This window comes from Zwartia lucis (assembly GCF_965234455.1).
In the GTDB taxonomy this organism is placed as follows: Bacteria; Pseudomonadota; Gammaproteobacteria; order Burkholderiales; family Burkholderiaceae_B; genus Zwartia; species Zwartia lucis.
This window is the reverse complement of record NZ_OZ248475.1, coordinates 51,615-70,719: the sequence shown is the minus strand read 5'-3', so window position 1 is coordinate 70,719 and position 19,105 is coordinate 51,615. Positions and strand designations below refer to the sequence as shown.

The following is a 19,105-nucleotide window of genomic DNA, read 5'->3' as shown; positions in this document are numbered from 1 at the left end:
AAAACTGTCTTAAAAAACCGATCCACTATAGTGTGCTGCTATTTGCTCGATGACAAATCCTTCCCAAGAGGCTCCCGTACTGGGGTGGCCTAAGAGGTCATTGGCCTCGCGAATGCCAAGTAAGTTGTGCAATAGTCCACTGTCACGCACATATATCTTGGGTGATTTCACCAGCCTTTTACCTAAGTTAATAAAATATGGCTCCAGACGCTTGACCATAAGCATGTCACATAAGTGATCAAGATAACGTCCAGTCGATGTAGCAGAGATGCCCAGCGAGCCAGCTACCGCTGAAGCATTAAAGATTTGGCCATGAAGGTGTGCAACCATCCGCCAAAATCGATGCATCAGTTGTGGATCGACATTGATACCTAAACTTGGTAAATCCGTGTTTAAGAAATGTCGAATAAGTGCTGAGCGCCAGTCCCACGATGCATTGATGTTCTTGGCCAAGTAACTATTTGGAAAGCCGCCTCTAAGCCAAAGAGACTGGGTATCGTTAAAATTTTCATACACCTCACTTAGTACGAGCGGAGACATATCTACTAGAGACAAGCGTCCTGCAAGAGATTGTGATTGCTTGAGTAGCTTAAAGGATGCTGACCCTAAGAGCAAAAACCGTCCTGGACGGCGATCTGCGTCAATCTCTCCGCGCATTTCACTCAGCAGTTGCGGGTGATTTTGAATTTCATCCAAGATCACTAGTCGTTCGCGATTTTCTGCAAAAAATGCTCTTGGGTTTGATAGTTTTGCTAAGGCCTCTGCTGAATCTAAATCTAGATAAAATTTATAAAAAGTGGTGTGAGTCTGCGACCGAGTCCAATCTCAGCAGCAACCGCCACCAGATCGAATAGGGTTTACGATTCTCCATCGCTAGCCTTGTGCGGATGACAAATATGTAATGCAAATAATGCGTAGAGGTCAGGACAAATTCGGTAATATATTTAACTTACTCAAGATCATTGATGGATAGAAACAGATGAATCATCCCTTACAGAAGAGTGCATCGCTTCGGCGTTCATTCTTAATGATGCTTTTGGCTTTGAGTACAGCTCCCCTTGATGCTTTAGCCGCAGCCTCTGAGCGAATGATGACTGTCTGGAAAGATCCTGACTGCGGCTGTTGTGCAGAGTGGGTCAAGCATCTTGAAAAAAATGGTTTTGTTGTCAAGATCGTGGACACAGGGAATCAAGCGATACGCACACAATTAGCTGTTCCACCAAAGTTTGGCTCTTGTCACACGGCTTTAATTCAGGGCTATGTCATTGAGGGTCATGTCCCTGCTGCAGACATTCAGCGACTTATTAAAGATCAGCCTCGTGCGCTTGGTTTGGCTGTTCCTAAAATGCCGATTGGCTCCCCAGGTATGGATGGTCCCGAGTATCGAGGCAGACGCGATCCTTATGAGGTGTTGCTCATTCAAAAAGATGGCAGATCTTCGATATTTAGTTCATACAACCAACATTGAGATGAGCACGACCTAACCTGTTTGACCGGCTGTGGTGAACGGATCGACGCTATCAAGCAATAGTGGCAATCACAATAGCGTTTTGCTCGATCGCGGCCATCGCATTTTGTCTGAGTTTGAGTGGACTTTCCGCATCGGCAAATCCTACCAATCCTTGCCCTGGGTTGAGTTGTAAAGATATCTCAACACCACTCACACCCGCTCCTTTGCGTACCACTTTTCCGGCGAGGAGATTGACGGCTCCCGCCGCAACAATCGTTGGGGCAACAGTGACTGCAGTGGCCTTAAAGAGTGCCAATACTGGTTGTTCAGGCTTAAGATTCAGGAGTTCAAGACTTTCCAGGGTGATACGTGAAATCAGGGCCTGACCATCCGCAAGCGACAAGCTGACTTGGGCGATGCCGCGGATCTTTTTGATTTCTTTGACTACGCAAGGTAATTGGTTACGCATACTTGTTCGGAAGCCAAAGCTGGCGATGCCACCGAGGTTTAGCCCAGAACCCTTTGAGGCCTCTGCGATTTGGGTTAAGGCTCTTTCACGGGCCTTGTTGAGTAGGTCTGCTGCCTGCAAGACTCGAATGCCCTCAGGTGTGAGCTTCGCACCGCCACCGCCTGATCCTCCAACAACTTTCGCCACCAAGGGAACACCCGCGAGGTTGCTGAGCGTTTCAAGGGCCTGCCATGCAGCCTTGTAACTCACCCCATTCGCTCTGGCAGCCTCTGAGATGGATCTCGCGCGATGGATCGCGCGCAATACTTCCAAACGCTTGTCTGTAGAGGCTGTTCCCAGCACTTCGCCAAAGTGGATATTAGGTGTCTTGATTGTCATGACGTGAAAAGTGAATATGAATATCGCTATTCATAAGTAGAATAGCGTATAAAATCCGATTTCTTATTGTTGCATATCGAAAGTCTTTATGAATACCTCCTGGCCGAAAAGATTGGCGTTTTGCGTGATTTCTCTCGCGTGGACGCATGACTCCTTGGCGGCCGATGTCAGCGTGGCGGTAGCGGCGAACTTTGCCGCACCCATGAAAATCATTGCGCAGGATTTTGAACGCATAACTGGTCACAAGGCAGTCCTGTCCTTTGGCGGCACAGGGCAGTTCTATGCTCAGATCAAAAATGGTGCACCCTATTCGCTGTTACTAGCTGCCGATGCGCATACACCGGCAAAGATAGAAAAAGAAGGCTTGGGTGTGACAGGCACGACGTTTACCTATGCTATCGGTCATTTGGTACTCTGGAGTAAAACCTCTGGACGGGTAGACGATCGGGGCGAGATTTTAAAAACGGGAAATTTCTCCAAACTCGCGATCGCGAATCCCAAGCTTGCCCCCTATGGCGCTGCAGCCATCGAGGTACTCAATCATTTAGGTATCATGAGTCAAGTCAAACCCAAGATCGTAGAGGGTGCAAATATTGCGCAAACCTATCAGTTTGTCTTTTCTGAAAATGCAGATTTGGGTTTTGTCGCGCTTTCCCAAGTCTATGAAAACGGCAAGCTCAAGCAAGGTTCAGCTTGGATTGTGCCCACTTCGCTGCATTCGCCTATCAAGCAAGATGCGATTATGCTGAATCCAGGCCGTGACAGTCCGGCGGCAATCGCGTTGTTGACCTACCTGCGCAGCGACGCAGCAAAAGCGGTGATCCGAAAGTTTGGTTACGAATTTTAAAAATATGATCTCGATTGTGACACCCGAAGCGATGCAGGCGATACTCTTGACACTCAAGCTTGCATCCTTGACAACGCTACTGCTATTGCTGATCGCCACGCCTTTGGCTTGGTGGTTGTCTCAGACGCAGTCACGCTGGAGGGCGCCTGTCAGTGCGGTGGTGACCTTGCCGCTTGTATTGCCCCCGACAGTACTCGGGTTTTATATTCTGATTGTGCTAGGTCCTCAAGGCTGGGTTGGACAGTTGACGCAGTCATTTGGCTTAGGCGTCCTCTCTTTTTCCTTTACAGGTTTGCTCATCGGCTCGATTATTTTTTCACTTCCCTTTGCCGTCCAGCCCATCCAGTACGCATTTGAGGCCATGGGCAGACGCCCGATGGAGGTCGCGGCTACGCTACGCGCCAGTCCGATGGATGCCTTTTTTACCGTTGCGTTGCCTTTAGCCAAGCCCGGACTGCTGACGGCCACGGTGTTGAGTTTTGCACATATGGTCGGTGAATTTGGCGTTGTACTGATGATAGGCGGCAACATCCCCGGCAAGACACAGGTCGTTTCTACGCAAATCTATGGCCATGTCGAAGCCATGGAATACACACAAGCACATTGGCTGGCGGCCGGCATGGTTGTTTTCTCGTTTGGGGTATTGATTGCGCTATCGCGACTCAAGCGTCGCAGTGAGCGAGTCATGCCATGACAGATACCCATTCAGCTCAGCAGGCTTTTCATCTTCGATTGTCATTGAACCTCGCAGACTTTACGCTCAATATCGATCAACGTCTTCCCGTACAAGGCATCACGGTTTTATTTGGACCCTCTGGCTCAGGTAAAACAACGGTACTCAGATGCGTGGCGGGGTTAGAAAAAGCCACGGGTGTTGTTTCTTTAGGAGATGAAATCTGGCAAGACAGCGCACGCCATATCTTCAAACCAACCTGGCAGCGTGAGCTTGGCTATGTGTTCCAAGAAGCGAGTTTGTTTGAACATATGGACGTGCGCGCTAATCTTCATTTCGGATTGCGTCGCGTTAAAAGAATTGGCCGAACCGGACAGACGCAAGATCTCGACGCGGCGGTGGCGCTTCTCGGAATTGATCATCTGCTTGATCGTTCGGTGACCAGCCTCTCAGGTGGTGAGCGTCAGAGAGTCGCGATTGCACGCGCCTTGGCGACACGCCCAAAGTTATTGTTGCTTGACGAGCCGCTTGCCTCTCTGGATGTGGCACGACGCAAAGAGGTACTGCCTTGGCTGGAGCGTCTCCATCATGAACTACGCATTCCGATTCTCTATGTCACGCATTCGATGGATGAGCTTGTACGCCTAGCTGATCATGTTGTGCTGTTGGAGGAAGGGAGTGTACAAGGCAGCGCTCCTCTTTCTAAAGCGATGGCATCGCAGGAGGTTGCGCGGGTCATTGGGGACGAAGCCGGCGTCGTGATAGTGGGTGAGGTCGCAGAAAAAAATGTCCAAGATCAGACAGTTAGGGTGCGTTTTGGAGACTGCTACGTTTGGGTCCCTGAACAGGCTGTGGTGCTAGGACAAAGAGTGCGTCTACGGATTCTTGCGCGGGATGTGAGTCTTTCTCTGACTGAGCACGACGATACGACGATTCAGAATTGCTTGCGAGGCGAGATCGCATCTATCGATGCTGATGTGCATCCATCACAGGTGATATTGCGTGTACGGTGTGGTCACGAGGTGATGATCAGTCGTGCCACTCAACAATCTATCGCTAAACTTGGGTTAGTCGTTGGGTCGAGTGTATGGTGTCAGATCAACGCTGTTTCATTGATTGTCTGAGCACCTAAATTGTGAAATCAATTTTAATGTGAGGTGATCAGCGAACGTTGCATGCTACCCAGTAAACGGCAGCGACGAGTGCGGTGGATCCCGCCATCGCGCCTCCTAAAAGTTTCCAAGTCATGCTGTGAAGTTCGTGATGAAGATCCGCTTTGGTCGCAAAAGTATCTAGCCGAGTTTCAATGCGCGTCAAACGATCTCGCGTTTCAATTGAAAATTTTTCTAGGTCCATAATTCTGGCTTGCACGCTTTGACTCCCTAATCAGCATGCGTAAAAGTCTCTCATAAGTGAGACTGAGTAACAAGCTTAAGAGTGCTACAAGGTGTTACACCAGAAATTTCATGGCTTTAGTTTTGTGAGAGGTTTTGTGATGGAAATACCCGATGATCAATCTGCAGGGCGCTGCGGCTCCACTCAGCATAATTAATGAACATTACAATTTGTAATTGATTTATTTACTTGAAACCACTTACCATCGACTTATTCTTAACTAAAGTATTTCATTATGAAACTGAACTCATTTAATTGTCTTGGTACTTTTAGAGTCCTATTATTAGGATCTTGCCTTAGTTTTTTATTAGTCATGACAGGTTGCGGTGGAGAAGATAAGACATCAGTTAACCCTGCGCCTCAACCGACAACAGCTAACACTACGCCTCCAGCGAAAGCGCCTATGCAAGCAGTACCCCCTAGAGGTAGTACGAGTGCCGGTGGTGGTGATTCTGCTTGTACGGACTCCAGACAGGCCAATTTCGCCTGGATCAACTCAACTGCTTATACCTTCAAGTTTTCTGCGCTGACTGGTAATCAGGCAAAACCTAAGGCCGAAAGTACTATTAAGCCTGGAGCGACCTTTCAAAATGTTGATGGACTGACTTGGAAGATTGATGTTTATGATTCGGCTGGTCAGACCCTTTTATATCCGACAACAGCAATACTCATGTGTAATTCCAACCAAAATAATCTTTATTCTTATGTCATGGATGACCAGTATAAGATTACGTGGACTTACACCGAATACAAAAACAATCAATCTTATCAAAATATGACTATTAATCTTGCCCCTCCAGTGGTGACTAATTCTGGGTGGGTAAGTGGCATGGGTAATAGTCTCTCAACGGCCACAGAGGGAAACAGCTTTTGGGGTATTGATTATGGCGATGAACCTGATCGCTGGACCGTCACTTCGGACGCCATTTATCAGCTTAATCAAGGTATCGACTATAACGGCGGCACCAATTACGGTAGTCGTGCCTTTCCCGTGGCGCTTGGTACCGATTTTGTTGCTACTCCAGGGCCAGGCGGGGCTAAGGATGGTTTGTGGCAACTCGATATTAAAGCGGGTACAACGGGCCTTTCCAATGACTCTTATATCGAGACCTTTTATCTTGCTGAGCGCATAAATCCAGCGGTGGGAACTAGTAACTACATGGATGGTAGCCCCAAAGGCGGTAAAAATAATGCTCCCGGAGGGTGGGGGTTAGAGATTGATATTATGGAGACCCGTTGGAATGCCGGGGGTGGAAGGATTGGCCCGCAAATTAACTTGCCTACTGGCTTGGGCGGCAACAACAGCACCTTTACTGGTTGGACCACAGACAGCACCTACTACAACACAGTATTAGGCTTGTGGTCTGACCCTGGTATTGGCGGCATGCCTAATCCGCAATTCGTCACCTATGGTGCACTGATTCGCGGAAATTCACTCTGGATTTATGCGTACAAACCTGACGGTAGTTTTTGGTACTCCACACCGGAGATTAAAAATAGTGGCACCTACGCATACACTTCACCGTTATATCCCTATATTGGCACATGGGCCGACCCTACAAATTATGGTACTGAAACGATTAATAATGTAACTAAGACTGGTTACAGCAACTACATTTATCTCTCTGCTGATGATCCTAAGATTCAAGGATTCAATCCATACGATAATCCCGACAAGTTTGGAGCTGCGTTAAAGTTGTTAAAGTAATGCAACGAAAGTATTTTTAGTAAATAGAGTATGTCATAACCATACGTATCCTTGGGGATACGTATGGTTGTCGGAGATTATTCGGGTTTTATGATTGAGCAGTAAAGTGAAATACGTAAAAGCAATTGCTCACTAACCTAACGGTAATGATTGCTGGCTAATATAGTAGTCAATAAGCTGTTGTTTAGCAGAATTTTGTGCTGACAACAAAGAGGCGGATAAAGGTGCCCTCATCTCATTTGGCAATAAGTCATTAATTAACTGACTCTTGATGAGAGTCACTCTTTCAGCATAAGAAGGGGATGAATACTGATTATCTAATTCTAACCCGGCATCGGATGATGTAAGGTCATAGAATTCGCCTTCCTGCCGACCATCATTAGCAATATCAACGGTACCAGGAGTCCAATTTGAATAAACTCCAAGCTTACTAGTCTTAGTTATCAAGCCAAGTATATGTCCGGCTGTTTGATTCATCTCATCATTTGGTGCCGTTACAAAATCTTGCCATAAACTGATAGTTTCATCTGTCGAAAAGAGTGCATAATCTCGCCCTTTAGCAGAAGCCGATTTTAGTACTGGAAACATATCAAACCTTTTACTGTAAAGGGTTGCATTATCTCCAGTTAACCATGATCGGGTTCCGTCATAAGCAAAACTCACCATCATCGCCACCAAATCAATGGATGAAGTAATTTGCGTGCGCTCTTGAGCAAGATCACCTGTAAATTTTCCAGAAGGATCAACCACTATTAGTGGTACACGAATAGTTTCATCGTATATTTCTCCTGACTTGTTTGAAACAAATCCATGTGATCCAGCCTGCTCACCATGATCGGATGTAAAAATAATGATCGTATTCTTAGCTACATCACTAGGAATTGATTCTAGAACCATCCCGATGCTTTTATCTACAATCTCCATTGACAATGTATAGGCGGCCATTCCTCTTTGCCAGTAACTATAAGGAGCAACTGCATTACCTAAAGTGGTCGTGGTGCCTGGTACATATGGGCTAAATCCCGCATAAACATGGCTGGTATCTGGGTAGGGCGTCACGCTGTAGCTGGTATTGCTAGGTAACTCTGAAGCAGAGCCAAATTGCATTCCGTTCCATTGCCTACATAGCATTTGATATTTCGGCTTATTCTTCCAAAGACTATCAAGGGCCTCCCAATTAGGCGGCACTGCAGGATAGCCATAAGCTGAGGCATTGAAATTATTAAAGATATTCGTTTCCCAATCAACGCCAGTAGCGCTAGGTTGTGAGCTATAAGTTGCAGCCTGGATTGACCCGGACGGATTAGTGGCGCCGCTTGTGAATAAATTGGTGAAAGTTTTAAACTCTGTTCCGCTTGGGAAGAACTGATAATCATGGGGATTTTGTAAACCCACAGTAAGGCACCAAGGCCGATCACCTACTTTTTTATTTTGCAGCCAGCTTGCAGCGGTCTTCGCAATAAACTCGTCGTTATAGAAGGGGTTCACCTCTCCATCGGAATTCACATAATTAGGGTCGCTATAAGTGCCCTGAAGATTGCCTGCATCTAAACTATATTGCTCGGTAATGCCATCAAAACCATATCGCGCCATACCTGTTTTCCAGGGCTCTGATAGATGCCATTTGCCCATATACGGAGTGTCATAACCAGCAGCCTGAAATAACTTGCCATAGGTGGGCATCTCAGGACTTAGCTCTGGTGGCGTATTTCCGAGTATGGGTGCATATGTAGCGGCACACCAAGTTTGCTGTGTATAGAGTCCGGTAACTAAGGTGGAACGGGAAGGCCCGCATGCGGTTGCGGCAATATTGTGATTTGAAAACTTTACGCCACGCTTCCACATAGTGTAAGTATTTGGCATGTAAGTTTTTATAAAGTCGTCCGCGCTATTGATACCTGAAGGAAAGAACTTAGGAAAGCGCATCTGATCAACCAGAATAAAAAGTACATTTGGCTGGCTAGTCTGCTCTGGTGCAGCTGTGGATTCTCCGCCGCAACCAGAAACTGCTGCGCTTGCACTTAATACTGCCGATGCTTTAAGGAAGTCTCTTCTGGAAATCTTGTGAGGATGTTTTTTTGAGTGCATACGTGTGTCTTCCTTAGCATATCTGTTTAGATATTTAAATATTTAAATATTTAGTCTCATAACCTAACTCCTGGGATTGCAGTGTGCTTGAAATCTGGGGCGGTAGATTTGGTTATATGCCAAGTCAGCTCAAAGGTCTGTTGCCTATTTAGAGTACCATCATATTGATAGAGGTCAAATGAGTCCGACTAAATGGACCTATATAGGTAGCAACCGGGCATGGAATGATTTACCGCCTTCAAGGCGCTATAACGAGGCTATATGGTGGGAGGAACGCCAAGAAGTTTTTGATCGCGAAAAGGATAGCTGTGCTAAGGAAACGGGAGACAGCAAAACACCAGGTGTGCCGTCAAGCCTTAGGGTCATAAAAAACAAGGCCTGGAATTGTTTGCGCCTTGAGCGGGCTCATGTCGGCCCTGAGTTCAATGGTGTTGCGGTCTGGATCACGAAAAAATACAGAAACCTGACCATCGCCAAACGTCACGGGCCCTTGCGTGATGGCAATACCGTGTTCTTGCAGCGTCTCAATGGCCTTAACAATATCAGTGACCCTGAGCGCCACATGCGTAATGCCTGGATGCTTTACGGGCAGATCCATCAAAATGTTTTTACCCTCGAGTGAGTCCTCGCCATTGAGAATTAAATTGATCTCAACTCCAGCGTCATTTTTAATAATGGCGACTTGATCAAAATCAGGTTCAAATAAAAGCTTAAACCCCAAAACCTCATAAAACGCCAAGGCACGGTCTCTTTGGGTCACCCGAATACCGATGTGATCAATTTTTTCAATGCGTATCATGAAATGATGGGCCTTGGTTTTTTGACTATTGACTTGGCGGAGAGGGTGGGATTCGAACCCACGGTGGATTTGCACCCACGCCTGATTTCGAGTCAGGTACATTCGACCACTCTGCCACCTCTCCGGCGCGTGCAATTGTGTGGATCAATCGCGATGTAGCAGTCGCTACACCTAGGTCAAGGGCGTCATTCTAGCAGAAACAGGGCTGTAAGCCGCTACACTATAGGGATTGATGATGATCTCAACCTACGCGCCGGATTAAGCCATGTTATTTCTGTTATCCCCAGCAAAAAAACTCGACTACGACTCCGCCGTCCAGACCGAAACCCATTCGCAACCTCTCTTTGTAAAAGAAGCCGCGCAGCTGATTAAGGTCCTCAAAACCCAGAGTGCCGAGGACGTCGCCGACCTCATGGACCTGAGCCCAGCGCTAGCCAAGCTCAACGTTGAGCGTTATGCAGCCTGGAAACCTACTTTTACACAGACTAACGCCCGCCAAGCTGTTCTTGCTTTTAATGGCGATGTGTATGAGGGTCTGGAGGCCAGTACGCTCAAAGAAAAAGACCTAGATTGGGCGCAGGATCACGTAGCGATCTTGAGTGGCCTGTATGGTGTGCTTCGCCCCTTAGATTTAATGCAGCCTTATCGTTTGGAAATGGGCACCAAAATCGCCAATCCTGGCGGTGCCAACCTCTATCAATTTTGGGCGAAAACGATCGCGCCTTATTTAAATGAGCGTCTGGCCAAAGATAAAGACCCGCTCATCGTCAATCTGGCCTCTGAGGAATACTTCAAGTCCGTCGATCAAAAGGCGCTCAAGGCCCGGATCATCCAGTGCGTGTTTCAAGACGCCAAAGGCCCGACTTGGAAAATTGTCAGCTTTCATGCAAAGCGCGCCCGTGGTTTGATGGCGCGTTTTGCGATTGAGAAACGCATCACCAAACCTGAGGGCCTGCAAAAGTTTTCGAGCGAAGGCTATGCGTTTGCACCAGAAGTGTCTACGGAAGACAAGCTCGTATTCCGTAGACCCGAATGACAAAGAGTCGGTCTAAAGCGATTTAGTGCATGCTCCAGCCATGGCTGACCACGACGGACTGACCTGTTAAGGCATTGCTTTCAAAGCTGGCTAAAAACGCAATCACGTTTGCGACGTCTTCGGTAGTGGTGAATTCGCCATCCACGGTGTCCTTGAGCATGACATTTTTAATCACCTCTGCTTCGGTGATCTTAAGTGCAGCGGCTTGCTCAGGGATTTGTTTTTCAACGAGAGGTGTGCGAACAAAACCCGGGCACACGACGTTGGCGCGCACGCCGCGTGGGCCACCTTCTTTGGCTACCACACGCGCGAGACCGAGGATGCCGTGTTTGGCGGCAACGTACGCGGCTTTCAAGCGTGAGGCTTCGTGCGAGTGCACTGAACCCATGTAAATGATTGAGCCACCTTTGCCACTAGCATACATATGCTTGATCGCAGCTTTGGTGGTGAGAAATGAGCCATCGAGGTGAATCGCGATGATTTTTTTCCAATCCGCGAACGGAAAGTCCTCAATCGGATGAACGATCTGGATGCCAGCATTGGCGACCAGGATATCGATGCCACCAAAGGTCTTAGCCGCGAGATCAGTGCCCGCATTGACAGCTTCTTCGCTTGTGACATCCATCACGACACCCATCGCCTTGCCGCCTGCTTGTCTGATTTGTTCGGCGACCGCATCGGCTGCGGCTTGATTGAGATCTGCGATCACAACAGTCGCGCCTTTGCGGGCCAGGGTCAGCGCACATTCGCGGCCAATACCGCTTGCCGCACCAGTGACTAGGGCAACTTTATTTTGAAGAGACATCTCATGCTCCTGAAGGGGGTTGGGTGGGGGAGATATTGCTATGAATAACCGCTATTTCATCATCGATATTGATGATCGTTTTTTGCATTTGAGTCATAGGATAAGCAAAGTTAGGCAAGCTTCCATCCACGATTGAGGTGGGGAGTGCGGGAAGGGGCGAGCTTCGGTCTGCTTGCAAATGCGGAACGATTTGAGAAAGATGATAGGTCACAATAGGGTTGGCTTGCGCAGAGGTTGTGAGCACATGCATCACCGCATTGATTTGAGAAGCCAGCATGTGCGTCTGAATCATCAGGTTGTTGAACTCGACCACATGCCACTGACGCGTGCGTGGCTCGAGCATCATGCGATAAAAGGCTTCGGCAAAGTTGCCGAGCGCGACATAGACGTTTTTGCGCGCAAGCCGCCAGGCAACTTCAGCGCGATGAATGTCGCTGTTCTGCGGGTCTTTTTTGTTAGCTTGCAGCGTATCAACGTAATGCAATCCTGCACGTAAATATTCCCGGTTAGCGTTGAGGGCAGCGCGCGACAAGGAGGGCATAAACTGCGCTTCCCACCAAGGCAAGAAGTAGCTGCAGGCAAAAGAAATCACCGAGCCAATCAGTGTGTCGATGGCGCGATCCGAGATGATGGTCGTTGCACTGGGATCGACAAAGTGAAACGCCAATAGCACCGCATTGGTATTAAAGACCGAAGCCATCATGTAATTGAGTTGCAGCAAACTGCCACCAATGATGGTGGACAACACCATCGCCCCAAAAAGCCACGTATTGTTGTTGGTACTGTACAACGCGCCTAGCGCAACAACACAACCCATCAACGTGCCAAACAGTCTCCAGCCGTTACGTTGACGCGTCAAGGCAAAGCCAGGTTTCATGATGATGAGAACCGTGAGCAAAATCCAGTAGCCTTGAGGTGCGAGTGCTGGAACCAAGGTCCACAAGGCCATTGCACATGCAGCCGCTAACGTGACGCGTAACGCATAACGACAAATGGGTGAGTCCAGCCTTAAATTGCTGGTGAGCATACCCACACGATATTTTTCACGAGAAAGAAATTGACTGAGAGACTGGTCTAGCACCGTTGGCTGAATGGCCTCGGTATTTTTACTCATGTCGGTTAAGTTGATCATGCGTTGCACGGTATTAGCGCTGTGCCGTAATCGTCGCAAAATTTCGACACAGAGATGGTAGACATCAGGTTCCTGGCGCGCGTACCCATTTCGCTCCATTTGATCAATTTCAAATTCGAGGGCGCGTAATTCAGCCTTCACACTATTGCGCGGGGTCGCGATGCGTTCGCGTGCAATGGCCAGAGCGATCCTGTCCAAGTCGATGGAAATTTTATAGAGCGCATCCCGCATGAAAATCAGGATATCCGAGTCTGCAAGCTTGGTGCGTAAGAGCGAGTAGTCTGTGCGGGTTGCCACCAAGGTGTCAAGAATTTCGATGGTGTCGACAAAAAGATTCCAGAGCATCATGCGCTTTGGTTGATTCGGCGTGATTTTTCCGGTGATACCTCTCAGCACCATGTCACGCGCTGCTTGCTGCTTGTCCGTCATGTTCGATTGACTGGCAATAAGTTTACGATAGCTTTCATCCAAGTCATGATCGATGTTGTACATGTCCGCGCGTTGTGCCACGTAGTCTGACGTTGCAAAAAGCGCGACGGAGAGTGCTTGCTCTTTTTCCCGCAGGTTCATCGCTCGGCTGAGCGAGTAACTAAAAATCGTATAAAAAAGGCCGCCGCCTAAAGAGGTCAGGGTATGCAGCCAGACTTGGTCCGTCGAGAGGGCCTCGTGCATGGTGACGGTCATGAGCAGCAGGCAGGCAAAGCCGATTTGACCGCCTTTTTTGCCGTAAACGGACAGCATGGAGTACCCGAAGCATTGACCAATCACAGCGAGCCACAATAGCCATGGATGATTGGACGCTAGCCCGGTGATGGCGACTGTTAAGGTGCTCAGCAATGTGCCGCCCAGCATCTCCCAGCGACGATTTTCGTGGGCCCCCGGCTGATCAATAAAGGCGACGCACAAGGCGCCAAAGGTCGCAACGAGGCCTGCCGCGTAAAAACCGAACAAGCCGCCTAATATCATGACGGGCAGCAAGGTTCCGGTCGCGCGCCTCATGCCACTATATAAATGATGGCTATAGATAAAGCGCTGGAGCTGGCTGGCAGATTCGTTCATAAATCCTAGTTGCACCGCAGCAATTTGTGGCTAAGTCACCACTCTAGCGGAGTCCGACGGCAGTGACAACCACCTCCTGCCAACGGGCATATATTTGCGCTGCGACGCACAACACGTTAAAGTAATAGATTCAGGTGAAAAATACTTATCGTTTTTTTCGGCCGATGGCGTTCAACACTGGGTCATCACCCATTTTTGATGCGTTAAAACGTAAACTTTTGCTGCTGTCCTTGCCAAAAGCTCGGGTCAGCTGCTTCCGTTTCGATACAGTGCACCCCTGTTGGGTGCGTGCATAGCCTGATGGCGAATGCGTGCCAAGTTGGCAAGGTGGTCGGGTGGCCAAGCTCTGTGAGCTTGAAAACGTCGGCGCATGTTGCGGTTCTTGTTGCGGTTCAGCGTCTCTGACAAAAAGAGCGCAGTCATAGTGGCAAAGCCGGTAATGAAAGGAATGACATCATGGAACTCAATGGCGCAGACATCGTCACGCGCGTATTAGCCGAAGAAGGCGTAGAACATTTATTTGGCTACCCCGGTGGCGCGGTGCTCTACATTTACGACGCGATCTACAAGCAAGACAAATTCAAACATATTTTGGTGCGACACGAGCAGGCTGCGGTGCATGCTGCAGATGCCTATTCTCGCTCCTCCAACAAGGTTGGTGTGTGCTTGGTCACCAGTGGTCCAGGCGTCACAAACGCGGTCACCGGGATCGCGACCGCCTATATGGACTCCATTCCGATGGTCATCATCAGTGGTCAGGTGCCGACGCACGCCATTGGTGAGGATGCCTTTCAGGAATGTGACACCGTTGGCATCACACGACCTTGCGTCAAGCACAACTTCTTGGTGCGAGACGTCAAAGAATTAGCGGACACGATGCGCAAGGCGTTTTATATCGCCCGTACCGGTCGCCCAGGTCCTGTTCTTGTGGACATCCCCAAAGACGTCAGTTTTGCGCATTGCAAATACTCGCCCCCAAAGGCTGAGCCTGTGATGCGTTCTTATTCTCCGGTTGTCAAAGGTCATCAGGGTCAGATCAAAAAAGCGGTGCAGATGTTGCTGCAGGCCGAGCGGCCGATGATCTATAGCGGCGGCGGCGTGATTTTGTCGGATGCTTCACCTGAGTTGCAACAGTTCGTCAAAATGATGGGCGCACCTTGCACCAACACGTTGATGGGCTTGGGTGCTTATCCCTTTACTGACAAGCAGTTTGTCGGGATGCCTGGTATGCATGGCACCTACGAGGCCAACATGGCGATGCAGCACTGTGATGTGCTGATTGCCGTTGGTGCGCGTTTTGATGACCGAGTGATTGGGAATCCCAAGCATTTCGCTCAAAATCCACGCAAGATCATCCATATCGACATCGATCCTTCGTCCATCTCCAAACGCGTCAAGGTCGATGTGCCGATCGTGGGTAACGTCAAAGATGTGCTGATCGAGTTGATAGCCCAATATCAGGCTGCCGCCCTTGAAACGCGTCCAAACGCCGAGGCGTTAGCGAAGTGGTGGCAACAGGTTCAGGTCTGGCGTGGCAAAGAATGCATGAAATTTGCTGATTCCACTGAGCTCATCAAACCTCAGTCCGTGGTGCAAAAGCTCTGGGAGGTGACGGGCGGCGATGCTTACATTACGTCGGATGTCGGTCAGCATCAGATGTGGGCAGCGCAGTATTACGGCTTTGACAAGCCACGTCGTTGGATCAATTCCGGTGGCCTTGGCACGATGGGTGTGGGCTTGCCCTATGCGATGGGCGTTCAGATGGCTAATCCCGATGCAACCGTCGCTTGTATCACTGGCGAAGGCTCCATCCAGATGAACATCCAAGAGCTCTCGACGTGCCGTCAGTATCACCTGACACCCAAGATCATATGCCTGAACAACCGATATCTCGGCATGGTGCGTCAATGGCAACAAATTGATTACTCCTCGCGTTATTCAGAGTCCTACATGGATGCGCTGCCTGATTTCGTCAAACTGGCGGAGGCCTATGGGCACGTAGGCATGCGGATCGATAAGCCTTCCGATGTGGATGGCGCACTGCGCGAAGCGTTCAAGCTCAAAGATCGCCTCGTCTTCATGGACTTCATTACGGATCAAAGCGAAAACGTCTGGCCCATGGTCAAGGCGGGTAAGGGCTTGACCGAAATGTTGCTCGGTTCTGAAGATCTTTAAGGGGACCTCCATGAAACATATTATTTCTGTTCTGATGGAAAACGCGCCTGGTGCGTTGTCTCGCGTAGTGGGTTTATTTTCCGCGCGTGGTTACAACATTGAAACCCTGACCGTGGCTCCAACCGAAGACAATACTCTATCTCGTTTGACATTAGTGACGATGGGCTCGGATGATGTGATCGAACAAATCACCAAGCATTTAAATCGGCTGGTGGACGTGATCAAGGTTGTTGACTTGACTGAGGGCCCTCACATTGAGCGTGAGCTCATGTTGATCAAGGTTCGAGCGGTGGGCAAAGAACGTGAGGAAATGAAACGGATGGCGGATATTTTCCGTGGTCGTATCATCGATGTCACGGACAAGGCCTACACCATCGAACTGACGGGTAACCAAGACAAGATTCAGGCGTTTATCGACGCCTTGGATCGAAGTGCGATTTTGGAGACAGTCCGAACAGGCGTCTCTGGAATCGGTCGCGGCGAGCGTATCCTAAAGCTGTGATCTGCTACTGAATATTAAAAGTTTTTCCAATTATCCATTGCATTCATTTACAAAAATCTGGAGCCTAGAATGAAGGTTTTTTACGATAAAGATTGTGACCTGTCCCTAATTAAAGGCAAGACAGTTGCCATTATTGGCTACGGCTCACAAGGTCATGCGCACGCGCTAAACCTGCATGAGTCGGGCGTCAAAGTTGTGGTGGGTCTGCGCAAAGACGGTGCCTCCTGGAACAAAGCTGCAAACGCTGGCTTGAAAGTCGCCGATGTCGCCGATGCGGTCAAATCAGCTGACTTCGTCATGATGTTGTTGCCCGATGAAAACATCGGTCAGGTGTATCGTGAAAGCGTCCACAACAATATCAAGCCTGGCGCTGCCTTGGCTTTTGCTCACGGCTTTAACGTGCATTACGGTCAAGTGGCCCCACGTGCAGATATCGATGTGGTCATGATTGCTCCCAAGGCACCAGGCCATACTGTTCGTGGTACGTATGCTCAGGGCGGCGGCGTGCCATCGCTGGTGGCCGTTCACCAGGACAACTCCGGCTTAGCCCGCGATGTGGCCTTGTCCTACGCTTGCGCCATCGGTAGTGGCCGCGCAGGGATCATCGAGACAAACTTCCGCGAAGAAACTGAAACAGACTTGTTCGGCGAGCAGGCAGTGTTGTGTGGTGGTACGGTTGAGCTGATCAAAGCGGGTTTCGAGACTTTGGTCGAGGCTGGCTATGCACCAGAAATGGCCTACTTTGAGTGTTTGCATGAGCTCAAGTTGATCGTTGACTTGATCTACGAAGGCGGTATCGCCAACATGAACTACTCAATCTCGAACAATGCCGAGTTTGGCGAGTACGAGACAGGTCCAAAGATCGTGACCGATGCAACACGAGCAGCTATGCGTCAGTGCTTGACTGATATTCAGACAGGTGAGTACGCCAAGCGCTTTATTCTTGAGAACCAAGCAGGTGCGCCCGCGCTGATTTCGCGCCGTCGTATCAATGCTGAGTCGCAAATCGAAGTCGTGGGTGCTAAGTTGCGCTCAATGATGCCTTGGATTGCCGCGAACAAATTGGTCGACAAGACTAAGAACTGATTTGTTTTAAATCAGCAAGCATCTGAAACACGCCCCTCGGGGCGTGTTTTTTTAGGTTAACCTGCTACCTACAATGAATACACCTCTCTATCCTCACCCAATTATTGCCCGCGAGGGTTGGCCTTTTCTGGCTGGCTCGATCCTGATTGCTTTGCTTGTGACTTGGTGGTCGCCAGCTTGGTCTATTTTGTTCTGGATCATTGCGATTTTTGTATTGCAGTTTTTTCGCGACCCTGCCCGCTCTGGGTCGACCGAGCCCCGCGCGGTTATTTCGCCTGCAGATGGTCGAATTGTCGTGGTCCAAGAAACCGAGGATCCCTATGCCAAGCGCAAGGCGCTCAAGATCAGTGTTTTCATGAATGTTTTTAATGTGCACAGCAACCGATCGCCCGTGGATGGCGAAGTGCTGATGACGCAGTATTTCCCTGGCAAGTTTTTCAATGCCGCTTTGGACAAGGCCTCCCTTGAAAATGAGCGTAATGCGATGGTTTTGCGAACCCCTGCAGGACACACTGTGACCGCCGTTCAAGTAGCTGGTTTAGTGGCCAAGCGTATTCTTTGCTATACCAAACAAGGTGAAAGCCTGTACCGCGGTCAGCGTTATGGTTTTATACGGTTTGGTTCGCGCGTTGATGTTTACTTACCCCTAGGCTCACGCCCCCGCGTAGCGATTGGTGATAAGGTCAGTGCGACCACAACCGTGCTGGCCGATTTACCTGAAAAAACTGAGTGATAAAAATCCATGCCCGTTGATCCTTTGCGCGATCCAGCACAACGCCACCGCAGTATTTACTTGCTGCCCAACGCGTTCACGACCGCCGCTTTGTTTGCGGGGTTTTATGCTGTTGTACAAGCCATGAATAATCGCTTCGAAATGGCTGCGATCGCTATTTTTGTCGCAATGGTGCTCGATGGTATGGATGGACGCATTGCGCGACTGACTAAAACAACCTCAGCGTTCGGAGAACAGTACGACTCTCTCTCGGATATGACGTCCTTTGGCGTCGCACCTGCGCTCGTGATGTACGAGTGGATGCTGCATGACTTGGGGCGCTGGGGATGGCTGGCCGCGTTTGTGTATGTGTGCGGTGCGGCTTTGAGGCTCGCGCGGTTTAACACCAACATCGCCGTGGTCGACAAAAGGTTTTTCCAAGGCTTGCCTAGCCCTGCGGCCGGTGCGTTGATTGCTGGTTTTGTCTGGTTGGTCGTGGACAACCGTCTACAGGTCCCCAAAGAGTTATTGGCTTGGACAGCCTTTGTGATTACGCTTTATTGCGGCGTGGCCATGGTGTCCAATTTACCTTTTTATAGTGGCAAGTCCTTTGCTTTGGGGCGTAGCGTCCCCTTTTGGGTGATGCTGGTTTTTGTGGCTGTCTTTGTGTTTATTTCCAGCAATCCCCCCGTTATCCTGTTCGGCTTGTTTATCGTCTATGGCCTCTCGGGATGGGGGGTTTGGCTGTGGCGCTGGCACCGCGCCCGCGCCCGCGCCCACACCTCTTAAAA

At 49.4% G+C, this 19,105-nt stretch carries 16 protein-coding genes, 1 tRNA gene and 2 pseudogenes; 11 read left to right on the top strand and 8 right to left on the bottom strand.

Annotation, left to right across the window (positions count from 1 at the left end; all coding sequences use genetic code 11):
* Positions 1-9 precede the first annotated feature (9 nt).
* Positions 10-774, bottom strand: a pseudogene (locus AC8GE9_RS14605) (ATP-binding protein); the annotation flags it as partial.
* A gap of 205 nt (positions 775-979) precedes the next feature.
* Here AC8GE9_RS14605 and AC8GE9_RS14600 point away from each other — a divergent pair.
* Positions 980-1,468 carry a DUF411 domain-containing protein gene (locus AC8GE9_RS14600; RefSeq protein WP_506677887.1) on the top strand — a complete coding sequence of 163 codons (489 nt, stop codon included), beginning with the start codon at positions 980-982 and terminating at the stop codon, positions 1,466-1,468.
* A gap of 52 nt (positions 1,469-1,520) precedes the next feature.
* Here AC8GE9_RS14600 and AC8GE9_RS14595 read toward each other — a convergent pair whose 3' ends face one another.
* Positions 1,521-2,297: a TOBE domain-containing protein gene (locus AC8GE9_RS14595; RefSeq protein WP_506677886.1), complete on the bottom strand. Its 777-nt coding sequence runs from the start codon at positions 2,295-2,297 to the stop codon at positions 1,521-1,523.
* 88 nt (positions 2,298-2,385) lie between these two features.
* Between AC8GE9_RS14595 and modA the strand changes: the two genes are divergently transcribed.
* From modA to modC, 3 genes are read left to right on the top strand one after another with little or no spacing between them, the layout of a single operon-like run.
* Entirely contained in the window at positions 2,386-3,144 is a 759-nt protein-coding gene (gene modA / locus AC8GE9_RS14590) for a molybdate ABC transporter substrate-binding protein (protein WP_506677885.1), read from the top strand.
* 4 nt (positions 3,145-3,148) lie between these two features.
* Positions 3,149-3,838 carry a molybdate ABC transporter permease subunit gene (gene modB / locus AC8GE9_RS14585; protein WP_506677884.1) on the top strand — a complete coding sequence of 230 codons (690 nt, stop codon included), beginning with the start codon at positions 3,149-3,151 and terminating at the stop codon, positions 3,836-3,838.
* Positions 3,835-4,941, top strand: a complete 1,107-nt coding sequence (modC, locus tag AC8GE9_RS14580; RefSeq protein ID WP_506677883.1) for a molybdenum ABC transporter ATP-binding protein — start codon at positions 3,835-3,837, stop codon at positions 4,939-4,941. Before modB ends, modC begins: the two co-directional genes overlap by 4 nt.
* A gap of 37 nt (positions 4,942-4,978) precedes the next feature.
* Here modC and AC8GE9_RS14575 read toward each other — a convergent pair whose 3' ends face one another.
* A complete protein-coding gene (locus AC8GE9_RS14575; RefSeq protein WP_506677882.1) occupies positions 4,979-5,188 on the bottom strand; it encodes a hypothetical protein in 210 nt (69 codons plus the stop codon).
* Positions 5,189-5,447: 259 nt separating this feature from the next.
* Here AC8GE9_RS14575 and AC8GE9_RS14570 point away from each other — a divergent pair, with 259 nt between their 5' ends.
* Complete coding sequence (locus AC8GE9_RS14570; protein ID WP_506677881.1) at positions 5,448-6,920, top strand: hypothetical protein; 1,473 nt, start codon at positions 5,448-5,450, stop codon at positions 6,918-6,920.
* 132 nt (positions 6,921-7,052) lie between these two features.
* Here AC8GE9_RS14570 and AC8GE9_RS14565 read toward each other — a convergent pair whose 3' ends face one another.
* The 3 genes from AC8GE9_RS14565 to AC8GE9_RS14555 all read right to left on the bottom strand — a co-directional run bounded on the left by AC8GE9_RS14565 (position 7,053) and on the right by AC8GE9_RS14555 (position 9,931).
* Complete coding sequence (locus AC8GE9_RS14565) at positions 7,053-9,008, bottom strand: sulfatase-like hydrolase/transferase (RefSeq protein WP_506677880.1); 1,956 nt, start codon at positions 9,006-9,008, stop codon at positions 7,053-7,055.
* A 349-nt stretch (positions 9,009-9,357) separates the two neighbouring features.
* Positions 9,358-9,807 (bottom strand): VOC family protein, encoded by a 450-nt coding sequence (locus AC8GE9_RS14560; protein ID WP_506677879.1) that lies wholly within the window; start codon positions 9,805-9,807, stop codon positions 9,358-9,360.
* A gap of 34 nt (positions 9,808-9,841) precedes the next feature.
* Positions 9,842-9,931: transfer RNA gene (locus AC8GE9_RS14555), tRNA-Ser, on the bottom strand.
* A gap of 141 nt (positions 9,932-10,072) precedes the next feature.
* Between AC8GE9_RS14555 and yaaA the strand changes: the two genes are divergently transcribed.
* Entirely contained in the window at positions 10,073-10,843 is a 771-nt protein-coding gene (gene yaaA, locus AC8GE9_RS14550; protein WP_506677878.1) for a peroxide stress protein YaaA, read from the top strand.
* Positions 10,844-10,865: 22 nt separating this feature from the next.
* On the opposite strand, the gene AC8GE9_RS14545 is transcribed toward yaaA, so the two are convergent.
* Positions 10,866-11,648: a 3-hydroxybutyrate dehydrogenase gene (locus AC8GE9_RS14545; protein ID WP_506677877.1), complete on the bottom strand. Its 783-nt coding sequence runs from the start codon at positions 11,646-11,648 to the stop codon at positions 10,866-10,868.
* Between the two features lies 1 nt (position 11,649).
* The gene (locus tag AC8GE9_RS14540) at positions 11,650-13,839 is read right to left on the bottom strand and encodes an FUSC family protein (RefSeq protein ID WP_506677876.1); all 2,190 of its coding nucleotides are present in this window, start codon (positions 13,837-13,839) and stop codon (positions 11,650-11,652) included.
* A 450-nt stretch (positions 13,840-14,289) separates the two neighbouring features.
* Between AC8GE9_RS14540 and AC8GE9_RS14535 the strand changes: the two are divergent.
* The 5 genes and pseudogenes from AC8GE9_RS14535 to pssA all read left to right on the top strand — a co-directional run.
* Positions 14,290-16,014: pseudogene (locus AC8GE9_RS14535) on the top strand (acetolactate synthase 3 catalytic subunit); the annotation flags it as partial.
* Between the two features lie 10 nt (positions 16,015-16,024).
* Positions 16,025-16,516, top strand: a complete 492-nt coding sequence (ilvN, locus tag AC8GE9_RS14530; protein ID WP_506677875.1) for an acetolactate synthase small subunit — start codon at positions 16,025-16,027, stop codon at positions 16,514-16,516.
* 69 nt (positions 16,517-16,585) lie between these two features.
* Positions 16,586-17,602 (top strand): ketol-acid reductoisomerase, encoded by a 1,017-nt coding sequence (ilvC, locus tag AC8GE9_RS14525; protein WP_506677874.1) that lies wholly within the window; start codon positions 16,586-16,588, stop codon positions 17,600-17,602.
* 73 nt (positions 17,603-17,675) lie between these two features.
* Positions 17,676-18,335, top strand: a complete 660-nt coding sequence (locus AC8GE9_RS14520) for a phosphatidylserine decarboxylase (protein ID WP_506677873.1) — start codon at positions 17,676-17,678, stop codon at positions 18,333-18,335.
* Between the two features lie 9 nt (positions 18,336-18,344).
* Complete coding sequence (gene pssA, locus AC8GE9_RS14515; RefSeq protein ID WP_506677872.1) at positions 18,345-19,103, top strand: CDP-diacylglycerol--serine O-phosphatidyltransferase; 759 nt, start codon at positions 18,345-18,347, stop codon at positions 19,101-19,103.
* The last annotated feature ends 2 nt before the right edge of the window (positions 19,104-19,105 follow it).

Bases quoted from the DNA above. Each gene is read 5' to 3' on its own strand.
- modC (WP_506677883.1), top strand. From the start codon at position 3,835: ATGACAGATACCCATTCAGCTCAGCAGGCTTTTCATCTTCGATTGTCA.
- modA (WP_506677885.1), top strand. From the start codon at position 2,386: ATGAATACCTCCTGGCCGAAAAGATTGGCGTTTTGCGTGATTTCTCTC.
- AC8GE9_RS14595 (WP_506677886.1), bottom strand. From the start codon at position 2,297: ATGACAATCAAGACACCTAATATCCACTTTGGCGAAGTGCTGGGAACA.
- AC8GE9_RS14545 (WP_506677877.1), bottom strand. From the start codon at position 11,648: ATGTCTCTTCAAAATAAAGTTGCCCTAGTCACTGGTGCGGCAAGCGGT.
- AC8GE9_RS14600 (WP_506677887.1), top strand. From the start codon at position 980: ATGAATCATCCCTTACAGAAGAGTGCATCGCTTCGGCGTTCATTCTTA.
- AC8GE9_RS14520 (WP_506677873.1), top strand. From the start codon at position 17,676: ATGAATACACCTCTCTATCCTCACCCAATTATTGCCCGCGAGGGTTGG.
- AC8GE9_RS14565 (WP_506677880.1), bottom strand. From the start codon at position 9,008: ATGCACTCAAAAAAACATCCTCACAAGATTTCCAGAAGAGACTTCCTT.
- AC8GE9_RS14560 (WP_506677879.1), bottom strand. From the start codon at position 9,807: ATGATACGCATTGAAAAAATTGATCACATCGGTATTCGGGTGACCCAA.
- yaaA (WP_506677878.1), top strand. From the start codon at position 10,073: ATGTTATTTCTGTTATCCCCAGCAAAAAAACTCGACTACGACTCCGCC.
- modB (WP_506677884.1), top strand. From the start codon at position 3,149: ATGATCTCGATTGTGACACCCGAAGCGATGCAGGCGATACTCTTGACA.
- AC8GE9_RS14540 (WP_506677876.1), bottom strand. From the start codon at position 13,839: ATGAACGAATCTGCCAGCCAGCTCCAGCGCTTTATCTATAGCCATCAT.
- ilvC (WP_506677874.1), top strand. From the start codon at position 16,586: ATGAAGGTTTTTTACGATAAAGATTGTGACCTGTCCCTAATTAAAGGC.
- pssA (WP_506677872.1), top strand. From the start codon at position 18,345: ATGCCCGTTGATCCTTTGCGCGATCCAGCACAACGCCACCGCAGTATT.
- ilvN (WP_506677875.1), top strand. From the start codon at position 16,025: ATGAAACATATTATTTCTGTTCTGATGGAAAACGCGCCTGGTGCGTTG.
- AC8GE9_RS14570 (WP_506677881.1), top strand. From the start codon at position 5,448: ATGAAACTGAACTCATTTAATTGTCTTGGTACTTTTAGAGTCCTATTA.